Here is a 24,968-nt window from a genome sequence, read left to right as displayed (position 1 = left end):
TGTGTCGGGGATTGCTTGCTGGCGGGTGTGCTCAGTCCAGGTATGCGGGGAAATGGTCGCGGAGAGCGTGGTGGAAGGCAGCGAGCCGTTCTTGCTCGGTATCGAGGTTGCTCAGGGTCTCGTAGGCATGCGCTCGGGCGTCGATTGATGGGTGAGCGACCAACTCCCGGTAGAGAATCCAGATCCCTCCGCGAATGAGTTCCACGCATTCCACCTGCTGGGTCGTGTCGCCGGCACTCACGCCCAGGAGGAACTGCAGTAGTGCGGTGCGGGCGACGGGCGTTGTGAGGTCGGGGTCGGCCAGGGACGCGAGGACTACTGCGGTGACGGCCGGGGCAGGGTCCGTGAGGTTGGACTGGATCATGACGTGGTCGTCGACTTCGGCCAGGGACGCGTCTCCGGGCGTTCGGGCAGCGATGAGCCGCAAGAGGGCATCGGGCAGGTGACTCGCCGACTTGCCGCAACCGCATTGCATCGCGGCCCAGTCGTGACGATCGAGTTCGATGCGGACGGCCCGCATCGCAGGATGATCGGTCCGCCACCGTGGGCCGGACGTGGGCGAGACCGACTCGGCGCGGTACCGGTCCAGCAGTCGGAAGAACTCCTCGACCGGGCTGGAACCGTCGGGCGTCACCCGTTCGATCTCGGAGGCCCAGCCGAGGGAACTGTGCTGTTCGAGATGTTGCCGGAGCCATTGAGCGAAGGCGCCTTCGGGCCAGAAGTCAAAGGGCTCGTCGACGGCGTGAACGCCGAGCGCGATCCGATAGCCGATCAGGATGGACTCCAGGCTCCGGAGCGAGCCGCCGGGCAGCCAGACGCCGGGGCGGAGGCGAATCTGCTCCAAAAAGTCGTGGACATCCGTGCATTCATTCCAGTGTTTGACGTTGTTCCGAGATCCGTACTCGATCGGCATGGCGCGAGCTTACGGCGGGGGTTCGACCTCGCCGGATGCCGTCCGGCTCAACAGGGCATGATCTCAACCGGCCCGCCCTCGTTCGCCATCTCCCTTCGGCAGGGGATCCATCCGCTCATGTCGCGCGCCGACGTCGAGCCTTCGCGACGCTCTTCCGACTCTCGGGCGAGTTCTTGGCACAACGAGAGCATCCCAACGGCCTCGCAAGGAACTTCAGGGACTACCAGTCCTGGCTGAACACCCAAATCCGGTATCACTTCGAAGCAGCAGGGACAGGCCGGGACAACTGGGACAACACCCGGTATCTCGGCTTCCAGGATCGGATCACTCGAGACTTTCGGCGCCCCGGCGTCTCAAGTGATCCGGTCGCCGCCGCCGTGACAACCAATCGAGGCGTTTGACAGGAGAACCCAGTCCGCGCAGGTCAGCCGAGATCAGTCCCTGTGAAATCCAGTCGACTCGGCACGCTGCGGGAGAGATCCTCAACGTCAACCGAACCGAGGAGGCAGGTTGATCACGGAGTACCAGCAGCGCCTGCGCGATCGTTACCTTGCCGCCCCCGTCATGTCGGCCCCGACGCCCTGGCTGCCGGTCCTGGGCCGAGGAATCCCCATCGGTGGCCTGCTCGGCATCGGCTTCGCGATCCATCCGGACACCGGACACGACCTCGTCATGGTCGTATCCCACGACGGACACGGGCTCTTCGACGCAGTCACCGGCGACAGGATCGCCCGGGACCGGGATCCCGACCCCGCCACGAGCACCCCTGACACACACCCGGACCTCGCGTGCCCTGGACTCGGTCCCGTCGCAGGAACCGAGATTCGCATCGCCGGCCTCTTCGGCGGCGGTCTACACAGCACGACCCAGGACGGTTCGACGGTAGATGTCGTCAGCCCCGACTGGCCCCACGACCGCATCATCCTCTCCGCCGACGGCGGAGCAAACAACGGAGCGGCGGGAGGCACTTGGTGGCATATCTTCCACTCCGATTACTCGGAACTGCGCACCGCCGGTTTCTCCCCAGCCGGTCGCACCCTGGCAATCGCGACCAGCAGCGACCTCACCCTCTGGACCCGCCCTCCGTTCCACAGCGAGGACTGAACGGCCACCGGAGCGCGTTCGAGCACCTTGCCATCCAATCCGGTCCGCCGGGGTTGTCGGTCGTGCGAACGATCATCCCTCGCGGGCACCGACATGCCCTGCCGCAGGTGGTCTTGTCGGGTGTCGAGGATCCGTCAACGCCCACCGGCCGGCGACGGCTGCCCCCGGCCTCAGAAGCTGCCGGCAGCGACCGGCGAGCATCGTGCGCACTGCGGGCAGCGCGGAGGCCAGGGCGCCGAACGTGGATGACGGCCGACGCCGAGGGTTCTTCCTCTTGCTCTGGGTCGCGGTTCCTCCCGGGCGGTTCGGACGGGAGGTGACGACGGAGCGGGGGCGGGCGTGTGAAGGTGGGGCGTGGGGTGTTCGCGACACACGGGACCGGTTGTCCGGCGCGGGGCCGCCGTCGGCGTGCGGGCCCGGCGAGCGGGCCCGGTGAGGTCGCTGGGGCGGCGCGGAACCGCCATCGGGCGAGCGGAGATTCGGCTCATGCAGCGATTTCCCGCGACCCTGGCGCTCTGAAGGATCCGGCCACGCTCGTGGACGAGCAAGGAATCCGCTGAGTGCTCCACCGCAAGCGCCTGGACGTGCGGGTCGTCCGTCGGCTCGTCATGGACCATGCCACGCCGGTTGAATGGGGGACGGGTGGGATCAGTCTCCGGGTCGTCCCAGAGACCGAACGCCCCGCGTTCTGGGGTCGGATCAGAAGCGAGTACCCGGGTCCGGGCGGAGCGTCGACCGGCCGCTATCCGGCACATGAGTTCCGAGCCGAGGCAGGGCGCCGTGTGCTCGACGTCGAAGACCACTGCCGACCGCGCAACATGCCGCCATCGAGCTGACGGAGAGTCACGAGCCGCTGAGTAGGCCCGGAGCGCGGTGCCGGGATTACTCCGGATCCGTTTCTCCGGACCTCTCGCCGAACCCGCGTGGGTGATGGACGCCGTGCGCACGAACCGGGTGGCCCGGGTGGATCGGGTGGTGTGGCGGGTGCGCGCATCGGCTGGATTGCCACGAACGGCGACCGCCGGTGTTGCCGTCCCGTTCTCTGCGGCGATCACGACGGCCGCGGGCCCGGCGAGCGTGAACGGGCCGCTCTCGACGTGCCGATGGGTCCTGTTGTTTGCCCTGGCCGGCGTACCGGTCTGGTCGTCGTGCTGATCTCCGCCCGTCTCGCGCCGCCCGGGTGACGTGTCGACTCGTGGGTGGGTGGTGGTGTGTCAGCGGTAGTCGTTGGGGTGGCCCTGCATCCAGGTGTTGATCCGGTCCCGGGTGTGGATCAGCGTGGTCTGGTGCTTTTTCAGGTTCTCGAAGGATCGGTCGCTGCCGAGTTCGGCGTCGAGTGCCTTGATCAGGGCTATAGGTTCGGGGAAGTGGCCTGCGCCCTTCGGATCCGTCTTCATCGCCCGGTCCAGGCGGTGGAGTTCGTCGTGGACCCGCCCGAGGAAGTAGGCGCAATTGGCCGGGGTGCAGGTGTCGTTCAGGGTTGCCTGGAGCCCGGCGAACGCGTCCCGTACCTTCACCTTCGGTACCGCGGCCGACGGGGCGATCGACGCATCGGCCGACACCGAAGTACGAGCGGGGGTGGGCGAGTCGGTGCCCAGTGACGCCGATGGCACGGACGCACCCGCTGCGGCCGTCTCCTGCGATCCGCCGTTCGAGGTGTCGCAGGAGACGCCGAACACGACTGACACCGTCACGACGAGCACTGCGCTGCGCACCGAGGGTGTGAACGACGGGAACATGGAAATCCTCCTGCGGTCGTCGAGTTCCACGACCTTAGCGTCACGCACCGACGCCATTCGGCTACGACGATGAAGGAAACTTCGAAAACCCGGCGGGAATCGGCTGGTGTCTCCCCGTGACGCCCCGGTTGACGGGGTTGTTCGCCGAGTCGGGTCGACGGCGTGACGGGCCGGATCGCAGAACGTGGTGGTGCGGCCCGCGATGTCGACCATCCGGTTCACGAGGATGGTCATGGTGGTCTTCCCGAGGGCATCGCGGTCGACGGCGTCGTCACCGTGCGAGCGGTGCTCACCGTGTTGGAGCCCTCCTGCACACTTCCGCTCACGGGACGCATTGTTCCCGTGCCGCCCGACGAGCCGGTGACCGTGGCGCGTTGTGGGTTCGATGCGGTTCTCGTCGGGTGCGTCGGCGACAGGCCCGTCGGGGGCGTGTCGCCTCCGAGTTCGGGGTGGGGCTCACCGGCTTCGTCGCGGGCGCGACGGTGGCGAGGGCGGAGACACGGTCGTGTTCGAGTCGGAAGGGGAGTGTCGGGGCGTGGAGGATGTGTGGGTGGTTCGGGACGATGGGGTGGAGTGGGAGTTCGTTCCGTTCGTGGGGGTGGGCCCGTTGCGATTCGGGTCGTCGCCGGAGGGGGTCAGGGCCGCCCTGGTCGGTGCCCCGTCGTATGCGAGTTCCCCGGGGTCGTGGATCGCGTTCGAGGTGTACTTCGGACCGGGTCTGGGCCTGTGCGCGGTCGCCGTGGACGCGAGGCGGGGCCCCAAGTCCGGCTAGGGGACGTCGCGTTGGTGGGCGGACGTCCGTCGTGGGTGGCGCAGCGGGTGATGGACCACGCCGAGCGCCACGGCATGGGGATCGTCTTCACCCTGGAGGGGAATCCCGCCATCGAGGCCCTGGGACTGGTGGTGCGTGCCCAGCGGTCCGTGGACGTGCTGACGACCCGGCCGGTCTTCGTGGCGCGGGAGTGAGCGCCCCGATCCGCCGACGAGATCTACGGAAGCATCCCGCAGCGGGAATGTGACTACGGCTGACTCTGCGCCCGGTGCCATCGACGGCCGAGGCGGATCCAGGGCGGCGGACTCCCGCCGTCGTCGGCTCCGCCTTTGCCGACTGTCGCACGACCGGTTTTGGACAGCGGGGACCTTGCCGCGTGCGCTGACACCCGACGTCCCGGCGGATCGTGCCGTCCGGGGGCGGAATCGGGTCGGCGTCGGGAAGGCGGAAGCCGATTCTCCGAGTTCGTCCACGTCGGCTTTCCCGAGATCAGCCGCGTGATGCACGGGCCCACCCACGGCCGACCCGGATCCGTCGGCCACGTCGGCCACGTCGCCCACTTGTCACACGGGCGACGATCTTCCGTCGCCGGCAGGCGAGTCCGTGTCGATGTCGCGGTCGGTCGACCGACGGGATGACTCGCGCACCTCGTGGGGTACGCGAGTCGTCCTGGTGAGCCGGTCGCGACCGCGCGGTCAGTCGAGCATGAACCAGATGACGATGTTCTTGCAGCCGATGTCGATGTTGCCGACGTGAACCCCGTTGAAGTACACCCCGACGACGTTCTCACTGCAGGCGTGCTGGGTTTCCGGATACGGGAATTTGGGCTTGGTGCCGGGGAAGTCGATCACCGGGTTCCCGTCGGCGGGCTTGATGGTCACTCTGCTCGGCGGCCGGATGACGGGCAGCTTGACGACGCACCGGACACCGGACCGCATGATGTCACTGTCGTTGACCTTGGCCGTGCCGTTGTAGTTGAGACCGTCGATGACGACCGACGCCTCCGAGAAGTCCTTGGACTTCACCGCGTTCACGAGCCTTTGCAGGCTGCTGTCCGGTTCGGTGCTGTTCGAGAAGAGGACGTCGATCAGCGCCGCCTGTCGGGAGGCTTCCGGGATGCTGCCCAAATCGGGCATGAGTCGATATGCCCGGCGGTGTGCTTCGAGGAACGTGGCCTCGAAGAGCACGGCGGCCTGCCTCTCGTCGAGCGCGGCCCCCTTCGTGAGCACGTCGTCGTAGTTCGCGCCGACGGCGGTCAACATCTCCCGCGCGTCGGGCCGTTCGAGATCGAAGCCGACACCGACGAACCGGTGACCCAGGGCTCCCATATATGCCGACCCGGAGCCTTTGAGGCCCCAGGGGCCCGACATGTCGGCCACGTACGTCCGGAAATCGTCGGACCGCACGATCACGCGGCTGTAGCCGGTCGGACACCTGCCGGGGATGACGGGGCCGTCCGCGGGATCCTGGGGCGTGGGTCCGCCACCACCACCCTGCGCCGATGCCGTGCTCAGGTTGATGCCCAGCACGCCGACCATGAGTAGTCCCGTCAACGCCGTCGACAGGGCGGCACGGCGCAAGCGCGGGAGTCTTATGGGCATGTTGACCTCCGGGGCGGAACGTTGACGAAGGTTCGGTCGACGACCGCATATGCGTCGCGACCGGGCCTGCGGGATCCACTCCCCGCCTGCGGCCCGCAGCAATGGTTGCGCCACGCCAACCGGCCCGATACCAACGAAAGTTGCACGACACGCATCGTTCGGAGATTGCCGGGCCTGGCGGGTCGTGCACCGTTCCAGGCGTTGACGGATCGCCCGCCGCTCGTCGCGACGACGCCCCCGACTCGCCGGCGGCGGCGTGTCGCGTGGCGCCGTCGGCATGGTCGGGGTCGAGGGTGATGCGGGTTTCGGCAGTGTGGAGCAGGTGATCGGCGTGGTCGAATCCGAACCGTCCCGGCGCCCGGACCGGCGCGGCCCCGAGGGCGTCATCGGCGTTGGCGAGGGCCCGCGGGGCGACGGCGTCGGGAACTCCCACTGCAAGACCGATGCACGTCCCAGCGCCGGTATTTCGTAGCGCGGGTGCCGGGTCGGGTCGTCGATATGAGCGTGCCTCTCCGGGTGTCGAGACCCCGGGCAGGCCGTCCTGGCGATCGCAGACCGTTGTCGACAACTACGAATTACGGACGCGCTCAGTGTGCCGCGTCCAGTTTGGCGCGCTGCTCCACGGTCAGCTCCAGGTCCACGGCCGCCAGACTCTCGTCCAGTTGCGCCACCGAGGACGCGCCGACCAGGGGGATGACCGGTATCTCGCCGCCGATGAGCCAGGACAGCACCACCTGGTTCGGGGTCGCACCGGTCTCGTCGGCCACCTGGTGCAGCGCCGCGAGGCGGGCGGGCGTGCCCGCGTGGTCGAAGCCGGCGTCCAGGGGCTTGTCCTGGCGTACGTAGGCGCCGCCCAGCAGCGGGGAGTAGGCGACCAGCGCGAGGCCGGGTTCGGCCCGCACATAGCTGAGCAGGTCACCGGAGACCGTGCCGATCTCCCCGTCCGGGGAGCGCCTGCCGGGCAGATCCCCCCGTCGCCGCAGGTAGCTGTGGTGGTACTGGAGAACCTCGTAGCCGGGCAGGCCGGCGGCGGCGGCCAGGTTCCTGGCCCGCTCCACGCTCCACCCCCAGTGGTTGCTGGCGCCCAGCAGGCCCACCGTGCCGTCCGCGACCAATGCGCCGAAGGCCTCGACGATCTCCTGCCACGGCGCGTCCGGGAAGCCGATGTGCGCGTACAGCAGGTCCAGCTTCTCCACGCCGAGGCGCTCGCGGCTGGCGGCCGAGGCCTCGCGGATCACCTTGGCGTTCACCCCCTCGACGCCGTCCGAGGGGACCAGCCTGCTGGTGGAGCCGGTCGGCTCGGTGACGGCGGTCGGCCGGCCGCCGAGCTTGGTGGCGATGGTGATCTCCTCGCCGATGCCACGGCTGCGCCGCCAGCGGCCGAGCAGCGCCTCGCTTTCCCCGCCTTGACTGCCGGTGTTCCAGTACGCGTAGTTGTTCGCGGTGTCGATGAACGTGCCGCCGGCCTCGACATACCGATCGAGAATCGCGAACGACCTCTCCTCGTCGATGGTCGTGCCGAACAACATCGCGCCCAGACTGAGCACGCTCACCTCGCGCCGCGTCGCCGGGTCGGCGCCGATGGTGCGGTATTTCACGGGAGTTCCCTTTCGTTCAGCCTGGCCGGTGGCCGCGTAAACGGCACTTCCGCAACGCGTCCCGGGCGCCGACGAATCGCTCCGGCGCCCATCTCCGGAGAGGTCAGCCGCGCACCGGGCCGCCCGAACCGGAGTCCTGAGCAGCCCTCTGCACGCGACAGGGCATGGATTCGACTCGAAGTCCGGAGCACGTGGCGGCGGCCTTCATGTCGATGATCATCACGGAGTCGTACCGCCGTGGCGTAGAAGATTCTTGTGCGCATTCACCGACCCGGGCCGGCCGGTCTCAGCATCGCCCGGACCGCGCTGGGTACCAGTCCCGTGTGCTGTCGGAACACGCGGGTCAGGTGGGCCTGGTCGGCGAAGCCGTAGGTGGTGGCCAGCGTCCGCAGTGAGGAGTGTCCGTCGGCGAGGTCTTCGGCCACGGCGCGGACCCGTAGCTGGTTGCGGTAGTGGTTGAGGGTCTGCCCGGTGACCTGATGGAACACCCTGCTGAGGTGGAAGGGGGAGCAGCCCACGTGGCGGCCGAGTTCCTCCAGGCTCGCCGTCAACGGCCCGTCGATCAGCACCGCCCGCGTGTGTGCGACCAGCCTGCGGTGCGCCCGGACGGTGGCGGCGCGTCGCCCGGTCCGTGCCGGAGTGCGCGGGGCGGCGGCTGTGGTGAGCAGGTGATGCACCCGCTCGGCGACCTCGAAGCGGTCGATCCCGGCCCGGCAGGCGGAGACCAGCCGTCGATGGGCCAGGTCGAGCGCGGCGGTAACCGGTACGACGGGATCCCGGGCCGGTGGCAGGAGGAGGTCACCGTAGACGTCCCGGCCGAGATCGAGCATCGTGCTGATGTCGCGGGTGTGGGCCGGGTGGGCGACGGCCACTTCATCGCCTTGGCGGAGCACGAATCCCGCGACCGGGTCGGTGAACTCCTCACGGCCGTTGACCCGCGCCAGGAACCCGCCGGAGCGGACCAACAACATCCGCGTGACCCCGGCTTCGGGCTCGGAAACGAAAATCGGCGGACGAAACGACCGCTGATCGTCACAACAGGTGATCTCGACGATGTCGAGGGACGAACCCTCCGCCAGAGGACGTCTGATTCCCGGCTCGTCCCCCAGGGTCTCCCGACACATCGCGGCCACCCGCCCCGGACCCTCGACCACCTCGGTGTCACCCACGGATCCACACAGCAAGGGCCCGCACAGCCGTATTCCCCCGCAGTACCCTCGCCCGCCGACTCGCGATCCCAGGACGGACGGGGTCGTCATCCGCACCGGCGGCAGGCCGACGAAAAAGCCGCCGGAACGGCGCAGCGGGCGAACTCCCCGGCCGGGACCCTGCGCACCGGCTACGCGCGGACGCCGAGAATTGCGGGTCGTCGATCCTTGCTCCGGGCTCGATCGTCCGAGGTGAACGCGGTCTCAGCGGAGGGCGTTCCGATTGGCGGCGAGGAACGCGACGAAGGTCCTCGGTTCACGGCCGGTCAGATGCTCGACCGCGGGCGTGGTCGCAGCCATCGAGCCGGTGCCCACATCGGCCCAGAGGTGGGCTACGTCGTCGGCGAACCGCCGGGGCACGCCCTGGGCCTCGAGTCTGGCCGCCATGTCCTCGGCCCCCAGGGCGACGACGCCGACAGGTCTCCCGAGAGAACCCTCGAGGTGGTCCGCGACTTCCCGCATGGTGAGCGCCTCCGGGCCCGTCAGGACGAAGGTCTCGCCCGCGCCCCGTGGTTCGGTGAGCAGTACGGCCGCGCTCGCGGCGATGTCGTGGCAGTCGATGTACGAGACGGGCGCATCGACCGCCGGGGCGATGAGGCTCCCGTTGTCGTCGAACGTGCCCGCACCGGTGAGGAAGTTCTGCATGAAGCCGCTCGGGTGCAGAAGCGACCATTCGACACCGGACGCCTCCAAGTGTCGTTCGATCTCCCAGTGCGCACCCTGCGCGAGCCTGCCGCCCCGGTGGGCGTGCCACACGGAGACCTTGACGATCCGCCGTACACCGGCGCGGCCTGCCGCGTCGATGACGGTCTTCTGCTGCGCGACCATGGGCTGCGGTCGGCCGTCTGGGGTGGGGACCGCGCCCGCGCCGTTGAGCAGCACCCGATCGATGCCGACGACTGCCGCGGCGATCGAATCGGGATCGTCGAAGTCGCCGACGGCGTACGGGCAGCCGAGCGCGCGGCCCTGGTCGGCGTCGCGTACGAGGGCCCTGAACGGCGCCCCGAGTTCGTCGAGCCGCCGGACCAGGTGTCTGCCGATGGATCCGGTTGCCCCGGTGACCAAGATCATGGGAAGCCCCTTCGGCTAAGGTGAGGTGTCCTCGAAATATTAATTCGAGGACCCCTCAACTTGTCTAGGGGCTATGCATGAGCGGCACGGGAACGCGTCGGCCGCGCGCCGACGCACGACGCAATCGGGAACGCGTCCTCGCGGCGGCCGACCAAGCGTTCCGTGAGCAGGGCACCGGCGCGTCGTTGGAGGGCATCGCCCGGCAGGCCGGTGTCGCGATCGGGACGCTTTATGGGCATTTCCCGAATCGGGGCGCGTTGTCCGCGGCACTGCTGCGCGAGCGGCACGTCGCCCTCTTCGAATTCGGCGACGAACTGCCCGGACACGGAACGGCGTTGGCGGCCTTGACGGCGTGGATGGGCGCGGTCTCGGGGCACGCCGCGGCATACCGGGGGCTGGCGACGCTTTTGATGCAGGGCTTCACCGACGAGGCGTCCGAATTGCACGACGCGTGCGCACGTATGACGGCAACGACCGAACGGCTGCTGTCGGCCGCGCGCGAAGCGGGAGCGGTCCGGGACGATGTCTCCACGGCGGATGTGCACGCGCTGACGAACGCCGCCGCATGGCTGCGCGAGCAGGTACCGCCCGAGCAGGCCGATCACTTGACGGCTTTGCTGGTCCGCGGCCTGCGCACGGGCGACGACGGGACGCGTTGAGCGCGTCGCGAACCGTGCCGTGTCCAGGGTGGTTGCACGCCGATGTGGTCGAGGTCGGAGTGTCGACCCCGACGGACGCTCGCCAAGCGGTGGCGCCTGCGCCCGGGAGCGATGTCCTGCGCCGGCACGGTGACTCTACGGGGGCTCCCCTCGCGTGGTGTTGGCGGCAGCCGAGTGTGTGGCGCCCGCCGCATCGGCCGTGGTAGGCCGGTGCGGCGGGCGCCGGGGGTGTCCCGTCGTGGGATCAGGAGTCGGCGGCCTGTTCGATCAGGTTGGCGACCGGGGCGGGCCGCGAAACGTGGATCGCGTGGCTGCCGGCAACCTCGATCGTCGTGGCGCCGATCCGTTCGGTCGCGCCGGCAGCGCCTTCGGATCTGCAAGTCGGTCGGGAAGCGCGCCGATCTGGGCGAGCGGCAGGTCATCGGCGGGCGACGGCAGGCTCGGCGGCACCGGCGTGCCGGGTGGGGTTCGGCGATCAGGGTGTTCACCGACTCGCTCGCGTTTGGGGCGAACGCGGCGACGTACACCGGCGCCGTCACCTTGTTGTGGTTGCCCGTGTCGGTGATCACCGCACCGCCGTACGAGTGGCCGACCGGCGTGACCGGCCCCGGTGGCGCGTGGATCACGGGCCGGGTGACGACCACGCCATCGTTCGGAGACAGCGTGGGGTTCTGCGCGACGGCCACGGCGTACCCGTCGCGCGAGGTCCGCGCCCTGGCGGACGTGTCGTCCGGGGCCGAGCGCGAGGAGGTGTTGGCGATGTGCGCGGCGTGTTGCGGGTTCGCCCACGCCGCCGTGTGTGCCGATCACCCGGTCGGGCGTCGGCACTTCACGCGCCGGACCGGATCCGGGACGCGGCCGCCGGCGTGGGTCCCGACGCGTGCCCGTGACGTGAGAGGGTCCTGCCGGTTCCCACGGCCCGAAAGCACGGGACGTCCGCGGGCGCCGCGGTTCGGGACACCCGGGACGGTGGGACGCTCCCTCCCGGTGCGGTCGTGTGGTGTGTGCGCCGATGGAGCCGGGTGTCGGGCCGCGCGCGACCGTCGATGTCGCGACGTGGTCAGGGCCGGTTGGTGAACAGGCGGTCGAGGTGGTGGGCGATGGTGGTCGTGGCCTCCCGGGGTTCGATCACGCCCAGTTCGACGAGCGGGGTCAGGCCGGTGAGTGCCAGGAGCAGGTTGGTCTCGATCGCCGGGTCGCGGTCGGGGTCGATGTGGCCGTCGGTGATCGCCTGGCGGACGAGGTCTTCGACGAGGTCGCGGCCGTGGGTCAGGCCCTCGCGTGCGCGTGCGTGGATGTGCGCGTCGTGCAGGGCCTCCAGGACGTAGGCGGCGCTCATCCGGCTCGTCGCGCGTGCTTCGGGATGCAGCGGAAGCATCTCCGTGAGCGTCACCCGGAGCACGTCGCGCGGATGCGGCGCGTCGCCGAGTTCCGCGACGCGTTCCGCGACGCGCAGTGAGGTCTGTTCGGACGCGAAGTCCATCGCGAAGACCAACATCTCCTCCCGGGTGGCGAAGTAGTGCTGCACCGCGCCGTGGGAGATCCCGGCCTCCTGGGCCACTTCGCGCACGCTCGCGTGCGCGATGCCGCGTTGTTCCACCACGCGCCACAGTGCTCGGGCGATCGTCTCGCGACGTTCGCGATGATCCACCTGCTTGGGCATCGGCGACCTCCTTTTCCATACAGTTGACATAATACAGTTGACTGGTAAAGGCTGAAGTCCTCTCGAAGAGGAAGAGGGTGGCATGTCCGAGCGACCGCGAGCACGCACGGCGGAGGGAGTCGTCGAAGGGCGCAGGCGAGGAGGGCACGCGGTTTTCCGCGGCATCCCCTACGCCCGGCCGCCGGTCGGGCGGTTGCGTTTCCGGGCGCCCGCCCCGATCGAGGGATGGAAGGGGACGAGACAGGCCGGCGAGTTCGGCCCCGTGGTCCCGCAGGCGGGGCCCACGGCGGAGACGTCGGTCGGCGACGACTGGCTCACCCTCAACGTCGCCACCCCGACGGTGGGGGCGACCGGGCTGCCCGTGCTGGTGTGGATCCACGGCGGCGCCTACATCGCGGGGAGTTCGGGCGACCCGATGTACGATCCCGCGGCGCTGACCGGAGCCGGGCTGGTCGTGGTGAGCGTCAACTACCGGGTCGCCGTCGAGGGTTTCGTCCTCGTCGAGGGCGCGCCGGCCAATCGCGGGCTCCTGGACCAGATCGCGGCCCTGCACTGGGTACGGCGCAACATCGCCGCCTTCGGCGGTGACCCCGACCGGGTCACGGTCGCGGGACAATCCGCCGGGGCCGGATCGATTGCGGCGTTGCTGACCACGGAGTCGGCGCGCGGACTGTTCCACAGAGCCATCGCCCACTCCGTACCCGGACTGCTGTGCACCCGCGGCCTGGCTCGGGAGGTCGCCGCCGTGCTCGCGGCCCGGGTCGGTACGGTGCCCGACGTCGAAGCCCTCTCGGGCATCGCCCCCTCGCGCCTGGCCGGCGAACTCACCGCCCTCGGCGCCGATCTCGCCGACCACCGCGACAGGTGGGGTCGGCTCGCGCGGATCGGCGTCGCCGTATGCCCGGTCCTCGACGGCGAAGTACTCACCGAAACACCCTGGAAAGCCCTGGCCGACGGCCGAGCGAACGGAATCGAACTCCTCGTGGGCCACACCCGCGACGAATTCCGACTCTTCAGCGTCATGATGGGGCGATCGGGCACCTACACCGAGGACGAAACCCGAACCGCCCTGGACCTGTTCGCCCCGACACCGGCCGCCGCCGACGCCTACCGGGCCGCCCACCCCACGGCCACGCCCGAAGAACTCCTCGAACTGGTGCACTCCGACGCCCTCTTCCGGATGCCCTCGCTGCGCCTGGCCGAAGCCAACCGGGCGGCCGGCGGTACGTCGTTCCTGTTCGAGCTGGGACTCGCGGCCCCGGCGGGCGGCGGACTCCTGGGCGCCTGCCACAGCCTCGACGTCCCCTTGGCCTTCGGCACGCTGGACAGCCCCATCGGCCGACACTTCTTCGGCGACCGACCGACGCCGGACGTCTCGGCGGTATCCCGGGAACTACAGGGGGGATGGGTCCGCTTCGTCACGACCGGGAATCCCGGATGGCCCGCCCACGGGCCCGACCGAGGGCTCACCCGCGTCCTGGACGTCGAGTCGAGGACCGTCCCGTACCCGGAAGCCGCCTCCCGCCGAATCTGGGACGGCCACGACCCGGCCCCCTTGGACCTCGCGTAGACGCGGGGCGATCCCCCGGGGCTTCGCCCGCCACCCGACGGGGCACGAACGATCCGGCGCCGGAGGCAACGGCCCGACAGGGGGCGGCGATTCGGCTGCTCCGGCCCCGACGCGTGTGGGGGCGACCCGCGAGCCGTGATCAGGGCGAGACGCCTTCGGGCACGACGGATGGTTCGGCCTGCTCGATGCCCCCGATCACACGACCTACCTGCCGGACTCACGGGAGTCGACGTTCCTCGACTCCGGGAAGGTGAACCCATGACCGTGCACGTGACCGTGTGGGACGACCGCGATCGGGGCGGAGGAAACCGGGGCCCGACGGCTCCGGCGGTCCCGGTGGTCCCGGTGCTCCCGAAAACCGCTGCCGCTCCCGCCCTCTTCGTCCACAACATCTTCACCTGGGGCAGCGACCCCACCTACGGGTTTGCCGCGCAACGCCCCCTGGCGGACAGCCGCCGGCTGCTCCTGATGGATCGCCGGGGTTACGGGGACAGCCCGGACACCGCGCGCAGCGACTTCGACGTGGACGCCGAGGACGTCGTGGAGATTCTCGGCGACGAGACCTTCGCCGCAGGGCTCGGCGGCGCACACCTCGTGGGCCACGGGAACGGTGCCGTCGCCGCGCTCATCGCCGCCGCGCGCCGACCCGACCTCGTCCGCTCCCTCGCCCTCGTCCAGCCCTCCGCCTTCACGGCCGCGGCCCACCATCCCATCGTCGCCGACCTGCTCGACCGGGTGCGCGACGGTGCCCCGGGCATCCCGGACGGTGTCACGCCGGAGCAGTATCTGCGCGCGTCCACCGAGGGGTTGGGGATGGCCATGCCCGAGCCCACCTCGCGCCGACTCCGTGCCGTCGCCACCTCGATGGGGGAGCGGCCCGTCTGGGAGGCGGAGATCCCGCTGGAGGCGATCCGGGACGCTGCTCCACCGGTTCTGGTGATCTGCGGAACCTGGGAGCACGCACCGGCCGCGTACCGCGAGCATGTGGGGCTACCCCTCGTGGCCGTGGCCGAGTCCCTCACGGACTCCCTCGGAGGCGACCTCCTGCGGGTACCCGGGTACTACCCGCACACCCAGGAGCCCGCCGTCGTCAACGCCGCCCTGCGAAAGTTCTGGGGCCGACCAGTGTGCGCAGGTCCACACTAAGGGCGCACGTTCCACAGTTCGATCCCCGCCGTGCCTTCCGCCGCGGCCAGTTCACCGCCGTCCGGGCCGAAGGCCAAGGCTCCCGGGGAATGGGCGAGTTCGCTCGTCGTCGAGAGGGTTCCGATGCCCTTGCCGTCGGCGACGGTGTACAACTGCACCCCGGGGCCCGTGTCGTTGCTTCCGACGGCGAGCGTTTTGCCGTCGGGGCTGAAAGCGAACGCGTTTCCGCGGAAGGATACGGTCCTCGTCCAGGTCGTCGTGTCGTACAGGGTCACCGCCTCCCCGTCGGACTGCAACCGGGCCACGGCGAGGAGTTTGCCGTCCGGGCTGTATCCGACCGCCGTCGTATCGGCGCCCGGACTCGCGTCCGTGGGTCGGAGTGCGACCGGGGTGGCGGTGCCCGAGGCGAGGTCGATCAGCCAAGGGGCGTGCGCGGGAGCCGTGGCGGCTGCGCCGATGACCGAGAGGCCGTCCGGGCTGACCACGGGCGGGTAGGCCGCCGTATCGAGCGCCGACGCCAGGTGATGCGATGCGCCCGGGGCCAGCGCGGTGCCGGACAGCGTGTACGTGCCCACGGCCACGGTAGGCGCGGACACCCCCGTATACACGTAGAACGTCGTGCCGTCGCGGCCGAACCCGAGGCCCCGGTCGGGGTTCCCCCCGACGTTCTGGGCAGCCGTCAGTGAAGGGAATCCGTTCGCTATCAGCGCGCCGGTGGCCGGATCCCAGGCGCGGTCCTGATATCCCGTCGTCACCAACTCCCTGCCGTCGCGCGTGTAGGACAGCGAAGAGACGGGACGTCCGGGGAAGATCGGGTCCGTCAGTTTCGTCGCGGCGCCGGACGCGTTGTCCCAGACGAAGGCGTCGGCGCTCTGACCGGGGCCGGCCAGGTGCCCGCCGTCCGGGCTGAAAGCCAGCGGCCCGTCCAGCCGCGCGCCCGACTCGTCGGTGAAGGTGCGAACGAGCCGACCGATACTCGGCAGGGCGGGAGTGGATGCGAGGCCCGGATCCCGACCGTCCGTGCCGGTACCCCCGGGGGCTTGATCAGCCGACGCGGGCGCCCGATCGCTCGGCGTACGAGCGGCGGAACCACCCCCGCCGCCCGAACAACCGCAGACGATCACGGCAAGCCCGGCCGCGACGAAAGACACACGGAGACGGCGCACGGATCCCCCGACAGGACGCGGCTGCACGATGCGACACGAAAACCGTACGGCAGCACGCCGGGCGGCGCTCGAAAATGCGGAATCATCGAGGATCGGTCGTGTTCGCACGCCGTTGACGGTCCCGTCCCAGCGAAGAGGGCCGCAGGAGCGGGTTGTCGTGGGACGGATGCCGCCGGGCGACCACCGTCTACAGCGCCCGCCGGACCGCCCGGACCGATTGCTCGTCGCCTCCCCGTCGTCCCGAGAAACGACGGGCCGGGCCCGGGTGTCCGAGCCTGTCGGGAGCGGATGCGCACCCCATGTACAGGGCTCATCGTGCGTAACCCCGATCTGCCCCCCGACCGACCCGGCTCGGGTCCGGCGCAGGTCCCGTGCGTCCGACGCCGCGATCCGACGGCCGGCGGATTCGCCCGCTTGTTCTTGGTCGTGGACGCGGTCACCGTCTCCACCGAGGAACTGCTCGCCGCCACCCCTGAGTCGTGTTCAGGTTGTGCCGATGTCGACGACAACGGCTCCGTCACGGGCGTCCGGTACGCGCAGCACGACGCCTTGGGTCGCCGCAGGCGGCGGGGCCGTGCCGCACCAGGCGATACTGCGCGAGCTGCCGCCCGAACCACTCGCCGCGGCGCTCGGGACGGCGGAGCAGCCGACGCCGATGCTGCCGCCGACCGAAGTACCGGCTCCCGACGCGGCGTGGTACTCGGCCCTGTCGCCTTGCGGGGTGATCGAGACCTCGGCCGGATACGTTCCGTCCAGCACGATGGTGACCGGCCCGGCCACCACTATCCGGCAGTTGCCGTCACGGCATGCCTGCACGTCGGAGCCGTCGGCCGCGACGAGCGCACGCCCTGCGGCGGAGGACGGCGCCGCCGAACCACTCGGGACCGACGATCGCCGGTTCGGCGACGACTCCGACGAGTCGCAAGCCGTCAGGGTCATCGCACACGTGGCGACGACCGTGCCTGTCACCGCCACCCAACGCATGGCAGCCAAACCTGGAGTGGATGACGCCGCGAGACGTCGGGTTCGCCGGATTCGGCCTCGGTCCACCGCGAAGACACCCATGGCGGCTCCGTGCGGATCTTCACCGCCATTTCGACGAGCAGGTCACCGCCCACCGGTTGTCACCTGCGGCAACTGTTCGGGTTCAGTCGCCGGTGCTCTCGTGTGCCGGTCCTGGGGCCGGTTCGGACCTGTGGGCAGGACGACTCGGAACAGGGCTCCTCCGCCCGATGCTTCGTCCACGATCACACTCCCGTGGTGGGCGGCCACGAGTCGGCGCACGATGGCGAGACCCGGTCCCACGCCGCCGGAGTCGCGGTCGCGGCTGGGGTCGAGGCGGACGAACCGCTCGAAGATGTGGTCGCGTTGGGCGAGGGGCCCGGGGCCGTCGTCGGCCACCCGGAGCACGGCCGTGTGTCCGTCGGCCGACGGCGCGACCGTCGGGCGTACGGCGGACGAGGTCGTGGGTCGCGGCGTTGTCGGCGGGGTTGCGCGGGATCCGGGCGAGTTGCCCGGCGTCGCCGTGCACCCGGGTCGGGGCGCCCGGCGGGTTGCTCCGACTACCGCGTCCGGCCCGAGGCCGCGCTGCGCACGCGTCCACCCGGATCGCGGCCGTGATGCCCGGGCGGGCCGCGCGCCGGGCCGGGATCGTCGCTGCGGTCAGGCCCGCGAGGGTCGCGCCGACGACCACTGCGGCGATCGTCGGCCACGACACGGCGAGCACCGTCACGCTGCCGTCGTGGGCCAACCACCGTGCCGCGCCGAAGCCCCAGCCGAGGCCGAGGGCCGGGGCCCAGTGCGCGCAACATCCAGATCTCGCGGGTGCGTTCGACCTCGGACGGCGCGAGCGTGTTCACCACGCCCAGGACCGCGATCACGATGGTCAGGGACAGCAGTCCGTACGCCAGGGCCACCATCGTGCCCAGCACGCCCTTGCGGCTCCGCCGGTAGTCGGCCCGGGTTCGCACCGCCACGTTCGGCTCGGCCGAGGTCGCCGCCTTCACCGCCGTGCGCAGCGCGATCCCATCCGTCCCGGGCGCCGCGGCCGGGTGGATCCAGCGGGTTCACCTCGCCGCCCGTGCCCGCTGGCCGATCCGTGCGCAGGCCGCCGACCCGCAACATGCGGGTCGCACCACCCACGGCCCCGACCACGAGCGGGTCGCCGACCGCCAGGCCCCGGCGCCGCGCGTAGCGGGTGTCGAGCACAACCGCGCCCGGCGCCGACCCGGCGTCCTCGCCGCCGCGTCCGCAGGTGTGACCGAGCAGGCCCCGACACCCGGGTCGGTGCCGTCGCGGCTCACGGGCTGGGACACGCGTTGGGCCCGTGCCACGAACCGGGACGATACGCCCCGATCGTGTGGGAGCGGCGCAAGGACGTGTGAGTCGGGCCGACGGCCGTGGACGAGGTTGCGATGGTGTGTTGGGTTCGCGGAGCGTGAGGGCGGGCGGTGCCTTGGCGTTGCCTCGCGCTCCGCGAGTGGATGTGTGGGTCGCGGTCAGCAGTTGCAGCCGCCGTGGGTGGAAGGTTCGGGTGTGCCGTGGTCGTCGCGGTGATCGTGGCACGGCGGTTTCGGCTCGGTCGGCTTCGTGGTGTCGTCGGGGTGATCGTGGCAGGGCGGTTTCGGCTCGGTCGGTTTCGCGGTGTCGTCGGCGGTGACGCCGACGCCGGTGGCGGCGTTGGCGGCGGTCAGGACGAGCGGGCCGAAGACGCGGTCGTCGGGGAGGAGGTAGCCGGCCGGGGCGCGGGTCTCTTCCCAGTAGTAGGTGCCGACGGGGACGTTGCGGGTGCAGGTGCCGTCGGTGCCGGTGACGCAGGGCTCGCCGATGGCGGTGTCGGGGTTGGTGCCGGTGGTCTGGAGTCCGGGGATGTCGTTGGTCTCCTCCCAGAGTTGGAAGGTGGCACCCGCGAGCGGGGCTCGGGTGTGGGCGTCCCGCTTGAGGACCGTCACGTCGCCGGTGACGACGACGCAGGGCATCCAGGTGAGGGTGGCCTCGCCGTTGCCCTGACGGGCTCCGGTGGTGAACACGGCGCTCGCGGGGCCGCTGCTGGAGCCTCCGCCGCCGCCCGCGCCGCTGTTGGAGGCGGTGGGGGACGCGGCCCCGCCGCCGCCCCCGGTGGCTCCCGCACCTCCGCCGCCGCCCGCGCCGCCGTGCGGGTCGAGGATGCTGTTCCCGCCCGCGCCTCCGACCGGTCCGACGGCCGGGCTGCCGTTCTCGCCGTTGGGGGCGGTGTGGGGGGCGTTGACGCCGCCCTGCCCGCCCTCGCCGCCGGGCCGGCCGGGCCTGCCCTCGTCGTCCCCCGGGAGCCCCTGGCCCGGCTCGCCCGCCTGGCCGGCGTTCCCGCCGCCGATGGCGGTGGCGAAGAACGACGCGCCGCCGCCTCCTCCGCCACCCGCCACGACCAGGGGTGTCGTACCGGTGCCGACCGTGGTCCGGCCCCCGCCGCCGCCTGCGGCGATACCGGAAATCTGGCCGTTCGCGATGTAGGCGCCGCCCCGGCCACCCCCGTTGTAGCCGCCCTGGGCGCGCGCCGGGTCGCTGTCGTCCCCGGAGTGCCCGGCGCCGCCCACGTTCACCGTGAGGACTTCTCCCGGCGTCACGCCGAACGTCGCCGATACCTCCGCCCCCCGGCCGCCCGCCACGCCGTATTGGCCGTCGCCGCCGGCGGCCCCGAACGCGTCCACGGTCACCGTGCACACGTTGTCGGGGACCGTGACCTGTTGAGGCGCCCCGGTGAAGGTGAAGGTCTGCGAGGCCTGCCGCGCAGCGGGGGCCGTGCTTGCCGGGGCGGCGGCCGGGAACGCGGCCGACGTGGACAGCCCGGCGACCAGCACCGCGCTCGCGAATGAAAGATAACGTCTCATACGGGAAGAATCGGATGCTGAGGCGAGCGGCGCTCGGCGGGGATGCTCCAAGCGGCCGAACATCGGCAGGTGATCGACGGGGTGTTGTGGCGGCTGCGGACGGGTGCCCCGTGGCGGGACGTTCAGGCGCGGTACGGGCCGCGGCATCGGCACCCTGCACCCGGGAGCGATCGGCGAAGTCGGCGACGGCGGCGTGACGAATCACCTTCCCTGACGATGCCCGTGGCCCGAGGGGAGCGGCCGGTTTCATCGGGATGGGGCGCCGTCGACGGCCGCCGGGAAGTGCCGGATTTCGTCTCGAAGGCGTTCGTCGAGTCGAAAAAGAGGGCCCCGGGACGATCCGCTCCGCTCGTCGACGGCGCCCTACAGCGGGTTCGTCTCCTGACGGAGACGGCGGCGAGCGACTGCTCGCGCCTCACGTGGCGTTCCCGTGCCTCTGCCACCCGCCGCGTCTCGATCGGTTCGGAAGGCAGGAGATCGTGGACGTCTACGAAGCGGCCCCGAGCCGCCAGGCGGTTCGCGGATTCACCGACCGGCCCGTCCCGAGGGAGGTGCTGAAGCGGGTGCTGTCGGCGGCGGCCTGGGCGCGCCGTCCGGGTCGAACATCCAGCCGTGGCATGCCTACGTGGTGACCGGCGCCCCGCCGGCGGAGCTCAAGAAGCGCGCGGGCGAGCGCCTTGCCGCGGGCGAGCTCTGGGACGAGCCGGAGTATGAGATGTACCCGCCCACGCTGAGATCCCCGTACCGCGAGCGCCGATCCGCTTTCGGCGAGCAGCGCTACGGTGCACTCGGCGCGCCCGCCGCCCTGTTCCGCTACATCGATCGTGGCATGGGGCGGCGAGATCCTTTCGCCCCCGGACGAACTCGTTCTCTTCCGCGGAATGTCGATCGGATTCGAGGATGTCGCGGTGAGCCGTCCTCGTACCGGCTGGGCACCGCTCGACGAGGCCGTCACGTGCGTCGGAGTCTAGAGGCTGTTCCTGCGGGAAATTCTGTGTGTCACAACCCGCAGGGCCGGTCGGTCTTGGTTCGTGAACGTGTTCCTTGTGGAATCCGGCAAGAAAGGGCGAAGAAATGAACATCGCTGTCATCGGTGGGACCGGTCTCATCGGATCGCAGGTCGTCGAGATCCTCAACGCGAACGGGCACCACGCGGTGCCGCATTCCCCGTCCTCCGGCCTGGACCTGCTCAATGGGCAGGGCCTGGCGGAGGCGCTGGACGGTGCCGACGTCGTCGTCAACCTGACGAACTCGCCGACCTTCGACGAGGCCTCACCAGCGTTCTTCCGGCAGACCATGGACACCCTGCTGGCCGCCGCCGAGGCGGCGGGCGTCGGGCACGCGGTCATCCTCTCGATCGTGGGCGCCGACCTGGTGCCGGATCTGGTCTACTACCGTGCCAAGGTGCTGCAGGAGAACATCCTCAAGGCCGGCCCCGTGCCGTACTCGATCGTCCGCGCCACGCAGTTCTTCGAGTTCATGGACTCGGTGTTGTCCTGGACCTCCGACGAGCACACCGTCCGCCTGCCCGCCACGCTCGTCCAGCCCATGGCCTCGGCCGACGTTGCCCGGGCCGTGGCCGACGTCAGCGTGGGCACCCCGCTACGGGACACCCGCGACGTCGCCGGTCCCGAGGTCTTCCGGCTCGACGAACTGGGCAGGATCACCCTCGCCGCCCGCGGCGACCGGCGCACCGTCGTCACCGACGACACGGCCGGCATGTTCGCCGCCGCCTCGGGCAAAGCCCTCATCGCCGGGGACGGCGCCGTCCTCGCCAAGACGGCCTATCGGGACTGGCTCGCACGCTGACTCGACGGGCCCGCGGGGCGGATGCCGCGCGGGCCCTGTCGTTCGTGACGGTGGGACGAGCGGATCTCGCCCCCCGTGGACTCGCCGAGCAATGGAGTCCCGCCACCGACGTGAATACAGGCCCCGAAGACGGGTCGATACACGAACTCGGGCCGTTGACGTACCGCCAGGGGCACGCATCCGTGTTCGCGGAGCACCATGGATGCAGGGACGACGCGCTCATGCCCGACCGCGTGACCGTCTCCGTGCACACCGGCGCTCCGAAAGAGCCGGGGGGCCAACCGTTCCGCGTGGCGCGGTCAGGCGTCGGTGGCGTCGGCGGACCCGGGGTCGGGGTGCCGCAGGGAGATGCCGTACAGCTCGCGCACGCGCAGGTGCTCCCACACCGCGAGCACGGTCACGAGGACGGCGCCGCCGAACGAGACGGTCAGGCCGACACCCGCGGGAACGTTGTCCCCCGAGTCGCCGATGTTCGCGCATGCGATGGCCCAGGGAACCCACGGGCCGACCAGTGACGGCATCAGGAGGTGGCCGTCGACGGCGTTGAACAGGTGACGAGTGGAGTACCACGCGGCGCAGATGAACACCACCGTGGCCATCAACGCGAGCGGCGTGACGACGAACAAGGACAACACGGTCTCATGGGCATCGGCGTAGGACATGCCCCGGATCGAGACGGCACCGATCACAACGAACGCCACCACGCGGCCGAGTGGCGCCGCCATGTCGCGCCTGACGTCGGGCCGGGCGGCGGGGTCGGCGACGAGTATCAGGACGAGGCCGATCAACGGCACCATCAGGAGCGCGGTGCCCACGCCGATGGTCAGGTTGCCGGTGGCCTCGGACTTGAACTCGTCGTAGTCGAAGCCGTACTGGTAGCACATCCACAAGACGATGCCGACGCTCACCCAGGATCGGAGCAGTTGCATGCGCTCCATGAACGGGTCGGGCGGGGCAATGCGGTGTTCCGGAGTGAAGTACTCCCCGATGATCCCCCATGGCGACCGCGATCCGGACTCGCGCCACTGGGCCATCGGCGTCCCTCCTCCGTCGTGAGCGGCCACGGAGGCGGACGTGCGTCGCGTCGACCGCAAGGCGCCGACTACCGCACCGACGTTCAACAAGCCCTTGAACAGCCGTAGTTGGAGCGTCGCGCTGTTCCCCGTGGCCGGCAATGTACCAGTCGCACGCCGTGCGGTCGTTTCCAATACCGCCGGCACGCGCGCCCACCGAAGACGGCACCAGGGGCGGTGGCACAGACCGGGAGGGGGAGGTCGGGTCGCTCGTTGCCGAGATACGGATCCGGTCCGGCAGTGGGCCCGGCGTCTCGTTGGCACGCGGATGGGTCGGCCGGCGATCCGGCGCAGGATCACGCAGGCCCGCAGGTACCAGGCGTTGCCGCGCCGGAACGCCAACACGCGTCGACGATCGTTCGGACGGCCCCACCTCAACCACCCTTCGATCGGGCTCCACCCCGACGCCCCAAGAAGTTGTGAGGAAATGTTGTAGGCCCCATAGGGGTTGGGCGGCTCCGCGCACGACAGCCGCCGCGGACGGCTGCTCGATCGATTTCGCCCGCCGCTGCGCCGCCGTGGGATTCGCCCCGGGTGCGGGAACTCGTCGAGTCGACGGTGCCGTTCCGGTCGGAACCCGGTCCGGGCGTTGCTCGTGCCGTTCGTGGTTGTCGCTGCGAGGACCGGATCGCCGCGAGGTCCGCAGCGGCGCCGGTAGCCTCGATTTCGTGATCACGCACGTAGCGCTGCCGGGCCACGACTTCGTGGTGCTCGACCCTCCGGAACTCGCCGGCCGCTGCCGCGCCCCGGCCGAAGGCCTGGCCGCCGCCGACTCGGCTCCTCGGTCCCGTGGCGGCCGGCCGGGCGGCGGCGGTGGATGGGCGGGTCGTACCGGACGGGCGGTGACCGCCCGTGCAGCGATTCCGGGGCGGCGGGTGCGGTCATGCTTCGGGATTTCCCCGACCACGACCCCGTCGCGCCGGCGGAACGATCATCGGGCCCGGGACCCGATGCCGCCGTCCGTCCGCCGACGCGGCGAGCGGACGGCGACGGGAGCGTCAAGCGTCCGGAAGCACAGGTACGAAGCGGACCCGCTTCGATTACGGGACGAAGCCGAAGAGCTGCCAAATGGGGCGCTGGGCGGGGGCCTTGGCCCAATTGATGAACGCGATCGTGTTGGTGTCGATCTCGGTATCGCGCGCGTCGATCACGTAGTAGGTGGAGATGTTGCCGGTGAACGCGGCGGTGTTGGGCGCCTTGCCGTCGATGCTGCCGAGCTTGAATCCGTTGGTGTGGTTGACCACGCCGGTGGCCGGGGTGGTCTGCGCCCGGTACGCGGAGGCGTCGTAGGCGATGATGGCGTTCGCCGAGCCGATCGCCGGGTCGTCGCCGCGGTCCGGCTGAGCCGTGCCGACGACGGTGATGGAGCAGGGGTAGTTGGCGGGCGCGGTCGGGTCGAAGTCGTCGAGTACGTACTTGATGAAGTTCCGACGCAGGCCGCCCTCCGCTCGCGGGAGGTGCTTCTGGATCGCGCCGGACGCGGTGCTGCCCGGGAGCTGACTCCAGTCCGTATAGGTGCAGTTGTAGATGTTCTTGAGCACGGCCTTGCTCAGGTTCGTCGGGGCACCGGGCTTCTTCGTGGCCCAGGTGACCGCGTCGCCGGCGACCCTGATGTAGGTGAGATCGGTGGGGGTGGTCGGGGTGACGTCGGTACGGGCGAAGGCGAAGCAGTTCGGCACCACCTGCGCACGCTCCAGGGGCAGCACGTCCGCGTTCGTCGGCAGCGGGTGGGTGGCGTAGTAGGCGTTGCACGCGGCGTTGGCGAAGGTGAAGGCCCCCGGGGCCGCGGGTGCGGTGAGCCAGTCGTCGCCGTTCGGGTCGACGTTGAACGCGTAGTCGTCGGCGAGGGCACGGGTGACGTTGTACAGACTGTCGGTGCCGCCGTTGACGAAGGTGGCCGCCCGGGCCGAGGTCGTCGTGCCGATCACGAGTGTCATGGCGGCGCCGAGCGCGGCGGACAGCGCGCCGACGGTGCGTCGGCGATACGAACCGAGCATGGTGGATGTGCCC

At 70.6% G+C, this 24,968-nt stretch carries 20 protein-coding genes and 3 pseudogenes; 9 read left to right on the top strand and 14 right to left on the bottom strand.

Annotated features, from left to right (window positions below; genetic code table 11):
• Positions 1 to 31: 31 nt before the first annotated feature.
• On the bottom strand, positions 32 to 913 hold the full coding sequence (locus EMA17_RS53000; RefSeq protein ID WP_174861437.1) for a hypothetical protein: 882 nt from the start codon (positions 911 to 913) through the stop codon (positions 32 to 34).
• Positions 914 to 1,423: 510 nt separating this feature from the next.
• On the opposite strand from EMA17_RS53000, the gene EMA17_RS27330 reads away from it, so the two are divergent.
• Positions 1,424 to 2,017 (top strand): hypothetical protein, encoded by a 594-nt coding sequence (locus EMA17_RS27330; RefSeq protein ID WP_126639780.1) that lies wholly within the window; start codon positions 1,424 to 1,426, stop codon positions 2,015 to 2,017.
• A gap of 1,214 nt (positions 2,018 to 3,231) precedes the next feature.
• Here EMA17_RS27330 and EMA17_RS27320 read toward each other — a convergent pair.
• The gene (locus EMA17_RS27320; RefSeq protein ID WP_126639854.1) at positions 3,232 to 3,756 is read right to left on the bottom strand and encodes a hypothetical protein; all 525 of its coding nucleotides are present in this window, start codon (positions 3,754 to 3,756) and stop codon (positions 3,232 to 3,234) included.
• A 550-nt stretch (positions 3,757 to 4,306) separates the two neighbouring features.
• Here EMA17_RS27320 and EMA17_RS27315 point away from each other — a divergent pair.
• Both EMA17_RS27315 and EMA17_RS27310 read left to right on the top strand, forming a co-directional pair.
• Positions 4,307 to 4,528, top strand: coding sequence for a hypothetical protein (locus EMA17_RS27315; RefSeq protein WP_126639779.1), 222 nt, complete (start codon positions 4,307 to 4,309; stop codon positions 4,526 to 4,528).
• A 14-nt stretch (positions 4,529 to 4,542) separates the two neighbouring features.
• On the top strand, positions 4,543 to 4,722 hold the full coding sequence (locus EMA17_RS27310) for a hypothetical protein (RefSeq protein WP_126639778.1): 180 nt from the start codon (positions 4,543 to 4,545) through the stop codon (positions 4,720 to 4,722).
• Positions 4,723 to 5,223: 501 nt separating this feature from the next.
• On the opposite strand, the gene EMA17_RS27305 is transcribed toward EMA17_RS27310, so the two are convergent.
• From EMA17_RS27305 to EMA17_RS27290, 4 genes are all read right to left on the bottom strand, one after another.
• The gene (locus EMA17_RS27305) at positions 5,224 to 6,408 is read right to left on the bottom strand and encodes a hypothetical protein (protein ID WP_126639777.1); all 1,185 of its coding nucleotides are present in this window, start codon (positions 6,406 to 6,408) and stop codon (positions 5,224 to 5,226) included.
• Positions 6,409 to 6,716: 308 nt separating this feature from the next.
• Entirely contained in the window at positions 6,717 to 7,727 is a 1,011-nt protein-coding gene (locus tag EMA17_RS27300; RefSeq protein ID WP_126639776.1) for an aldo/keto reductase, read from the bottom strand.
• Between the two features lie 263 nt (positions 7,728 to 7,990).
• A complete protein-coding gene (locus tag EMA17_RS27295; RefSeq protein WP_126639775.1) occupies positions 7,991 to 8,896 on the bottom strand; it encodes a helix-turn-helix transcriptional regulator in 906 nt (301 codons plus the stop codon).
• Between the two features lie 243 nt (positions 8,897 to 9,139).
• Entirely contained in the window at positions 9,140 to 10,006 is an 867-nt protein-coding gene (locus EMA17_RS27290) for an SDR family oxidoreductase (protein WP_126639774.1), read from the bottom strand.
• Positions 10,007 to 10,083: 77 nt separating this feature from the next.
• On the opposite strand from EMA17_RS27290, the gene EMA17_RS27285 reads away from it, so the two are divergent.
• Positions 10,084 to 10,665: a TetR/AcrR family transcriptional regulator gene (locus tag EMA17_RS27285; RefSeq protein WP_126639773.1), complete on the top strand. Its 582-nt coding sequence runs from the start codon at positions 10,084 to 10,086 to the stop codon at positions 10,663 to 10,665.
• Between the two features lie 1,060 nt (positions 10,666 to 11,725).
• On the opposite strand, the gene EMA17_RS27270 is transcribed toward EMA17_RS27285, so the two are convergent.
• Entirely contained in the window at positions 11,726 to 12,328 is a 603-nt protein-coding gene (locus tag EMA17_RS27270) for a TetR/AcrR family transcriptional regulator (RefSeq protein WP_126639772.1), read from the bottom strand.
• A gap of 82 nt (positions 12,329 to 12,410) precedes the next feature.
• On the opposite strand from EMA17_RS27270, the gene EMA17_RS27265 reads away from it, so the two are divergent.
• Both EMA17_RS27265 and EMA17_RS27260 read left to right on the top strand, forming a co-directional pair.
• Positions 12,411 to 13,898 (top strand): carboxylesterase/lipase family protein, encoded by a 1,488-nt coding sequence (locus tag EMA17_RS27265; RefSeq protein ID WP_126639771.1) that lies wholly within the window; start codon positions 12,411 to 12,413, stop codon positions 13,896 to 13,898.
• A gap of 258 nt (positions 13,899 to 14,156) precedes the next feature.
• Complete coding sequence (locus EMA17_RS27260; RefSeq protein WP_126639770.1) at positions 14,157 to 15,044, top strand: alpha/beta fold hydrolase; 888 nt, start codon at positions 14,157 to 14,159, stop codon at positions 15,042 to 15,044.
• Here EMA17_RS27260 and EMA17_RS27255 read toward each other — a convergent pair.
• From EMA17_RS27255 to EMA17_RS27230, 5 genes and pseudogenes are all read right to left on the bottom strand, one after another.
• Positions 15,041 to 16,195, bottom strand: a complete 1,155-nt coding sequence (locus EMA17_RS27255; RefSeq protein WP_160161579.1) for a WD40 repeat domain-containing protein — start codon at positions 16,193 to 16,195, stop codon at positions 15,041 to 15,043. The genes EMA17_RS27260 and EMA17_RS27255 overlap by 4 nt on opposite strands.
• A gap of 498 nt (positions 16,196 to 16,693) precedes the next feature.
• The gene (locus tag EMA17_RS27250) at positions 16,694 to 17,026 is read right to left on the bottom strand and encodes a hypothetical protein (RefSeq protein ID WP_126639768.1); all 333 of its coding nucleotides are present in this window, start codon (positions 17,024 to 17,026) and stop codon (positions 16,694 to 16,696) included.
• Between the two features lie 291 nt (positions 17,027 to 17,317).
• Positions 17,318 to 17,641: pseudogene (locus EMA17_RS27245) on the bottom strand (ATP-binding protein); the annotation flags it as partial.
• A gap of 131 nt (positions 17,642 to 17,772) precedes the next feature.
• The gene (locus tag EMA17_RS27240) at positions 17,773 to 18,186 is read right to left on the bottom strand and encodes an ABC transporter permease family protein (RefSeq protein WP_126639766.1); all 414 of its coding nucleotides are present in this window, start codon (positions 18,184 to 18,186) and stop codon (positions 17,773 to 17,775) included.
• A gap of 522 nt (positions 18,187 to 18,708) precedes the next feature.
• Positions 18,709 to 20,076, bottom strand: a complete 1,368-nt coding sequence (locus EMA17_RS27230) for a prealbumin-like fold domain-containing protein (RefSeq protein ID WP_160161578.1) — start codon at positions 20,074 to 20,076, stop codon at positions 18,709 to 18,711.
• Positions 20,077 to 20,118: 42 nt separating this feature from the next.
• Here EMA17_RS27230 and EMA17_RS51980 point away from each other — a divergent pair.
• The 3 genes and pseudogenes from EMA17_RS51980 to EMA17_RS27215 form a co-directional block, all read left to right on the top strand.
• Positions 20,119 to 20,217, top strand: a pseudogene (locus tag EMA17_RS51980) (transposase); the annotation flags it as partial.
• Between the two features lie 338 nt (positions 20,218 to 20,555).
• Positions 20,556 to 21,047: pseudogene (locus EMA17_RS27220) on the top strand (nitroreductase family protein).
• Between the two features lie 103 nt (positions 21,048 to 21,150).
• Positions 21,151 to 21,885, top strand: a complete 735-nt coding sequence (locus EMA17_RS27215; RefSeq protein WP_126639762.1) for an SDR family oxidoreductase — start codon at positions 21,151 to 21,153, stop codon at positions 21,883 to 21,885.
• Between the two features lie 299 nt (positions 21,886 to 22,184).
• On the opposite strand, the gene EMA17_RS27210 is transcribed toward EMA17_RS27215, so the two are convergent.
• Both EMA17_RS27210 and EMA17_RS27200 read right to left on the bottom strand, forming a co-directional pair.
• Positions 22,185 to 22,919: a hypothetical protein gene (locus EMA17_RS27210; protein ID WP_126639761.1), complete on the bottom strand. Its 735-nt coding sequence runs from the start codon at positions 22,917 to 22,919 to the stop codon at positions 22,185 to 22,187.
• A 1,079-nt stretch (positions 22,920 to 23,998) separates the two neighbouring features.
• Positions 23,999 to 24,955: a substrate-binding domain-containing protein gene (locus tag EMA17_RS27200; protein WP_126639760.1), complete on the bottom strand. Its 957-nt coding sequence runs from the start codon at positions 24,953 to 24,955 to the stop codon at positions 23,999 to 24,001.
• Positions 24,956 to 24,968 lie beyond the last annotated feature (13 nt).

The organism is Embleya hyalina, assembly GCF_003967355.1.
GTDB classification, from domain to species: Bacteria; Actinomycetota; Actinomycetes; order Streptomycetales; family Streptomycetaceae; genus Embleya; species Embleya hyalina.
The sequence above is the reverse complement of the archived record's forward strand: the minus strand, read 5'-3'. Positions and strand labels throughout refer to the sequence as shown.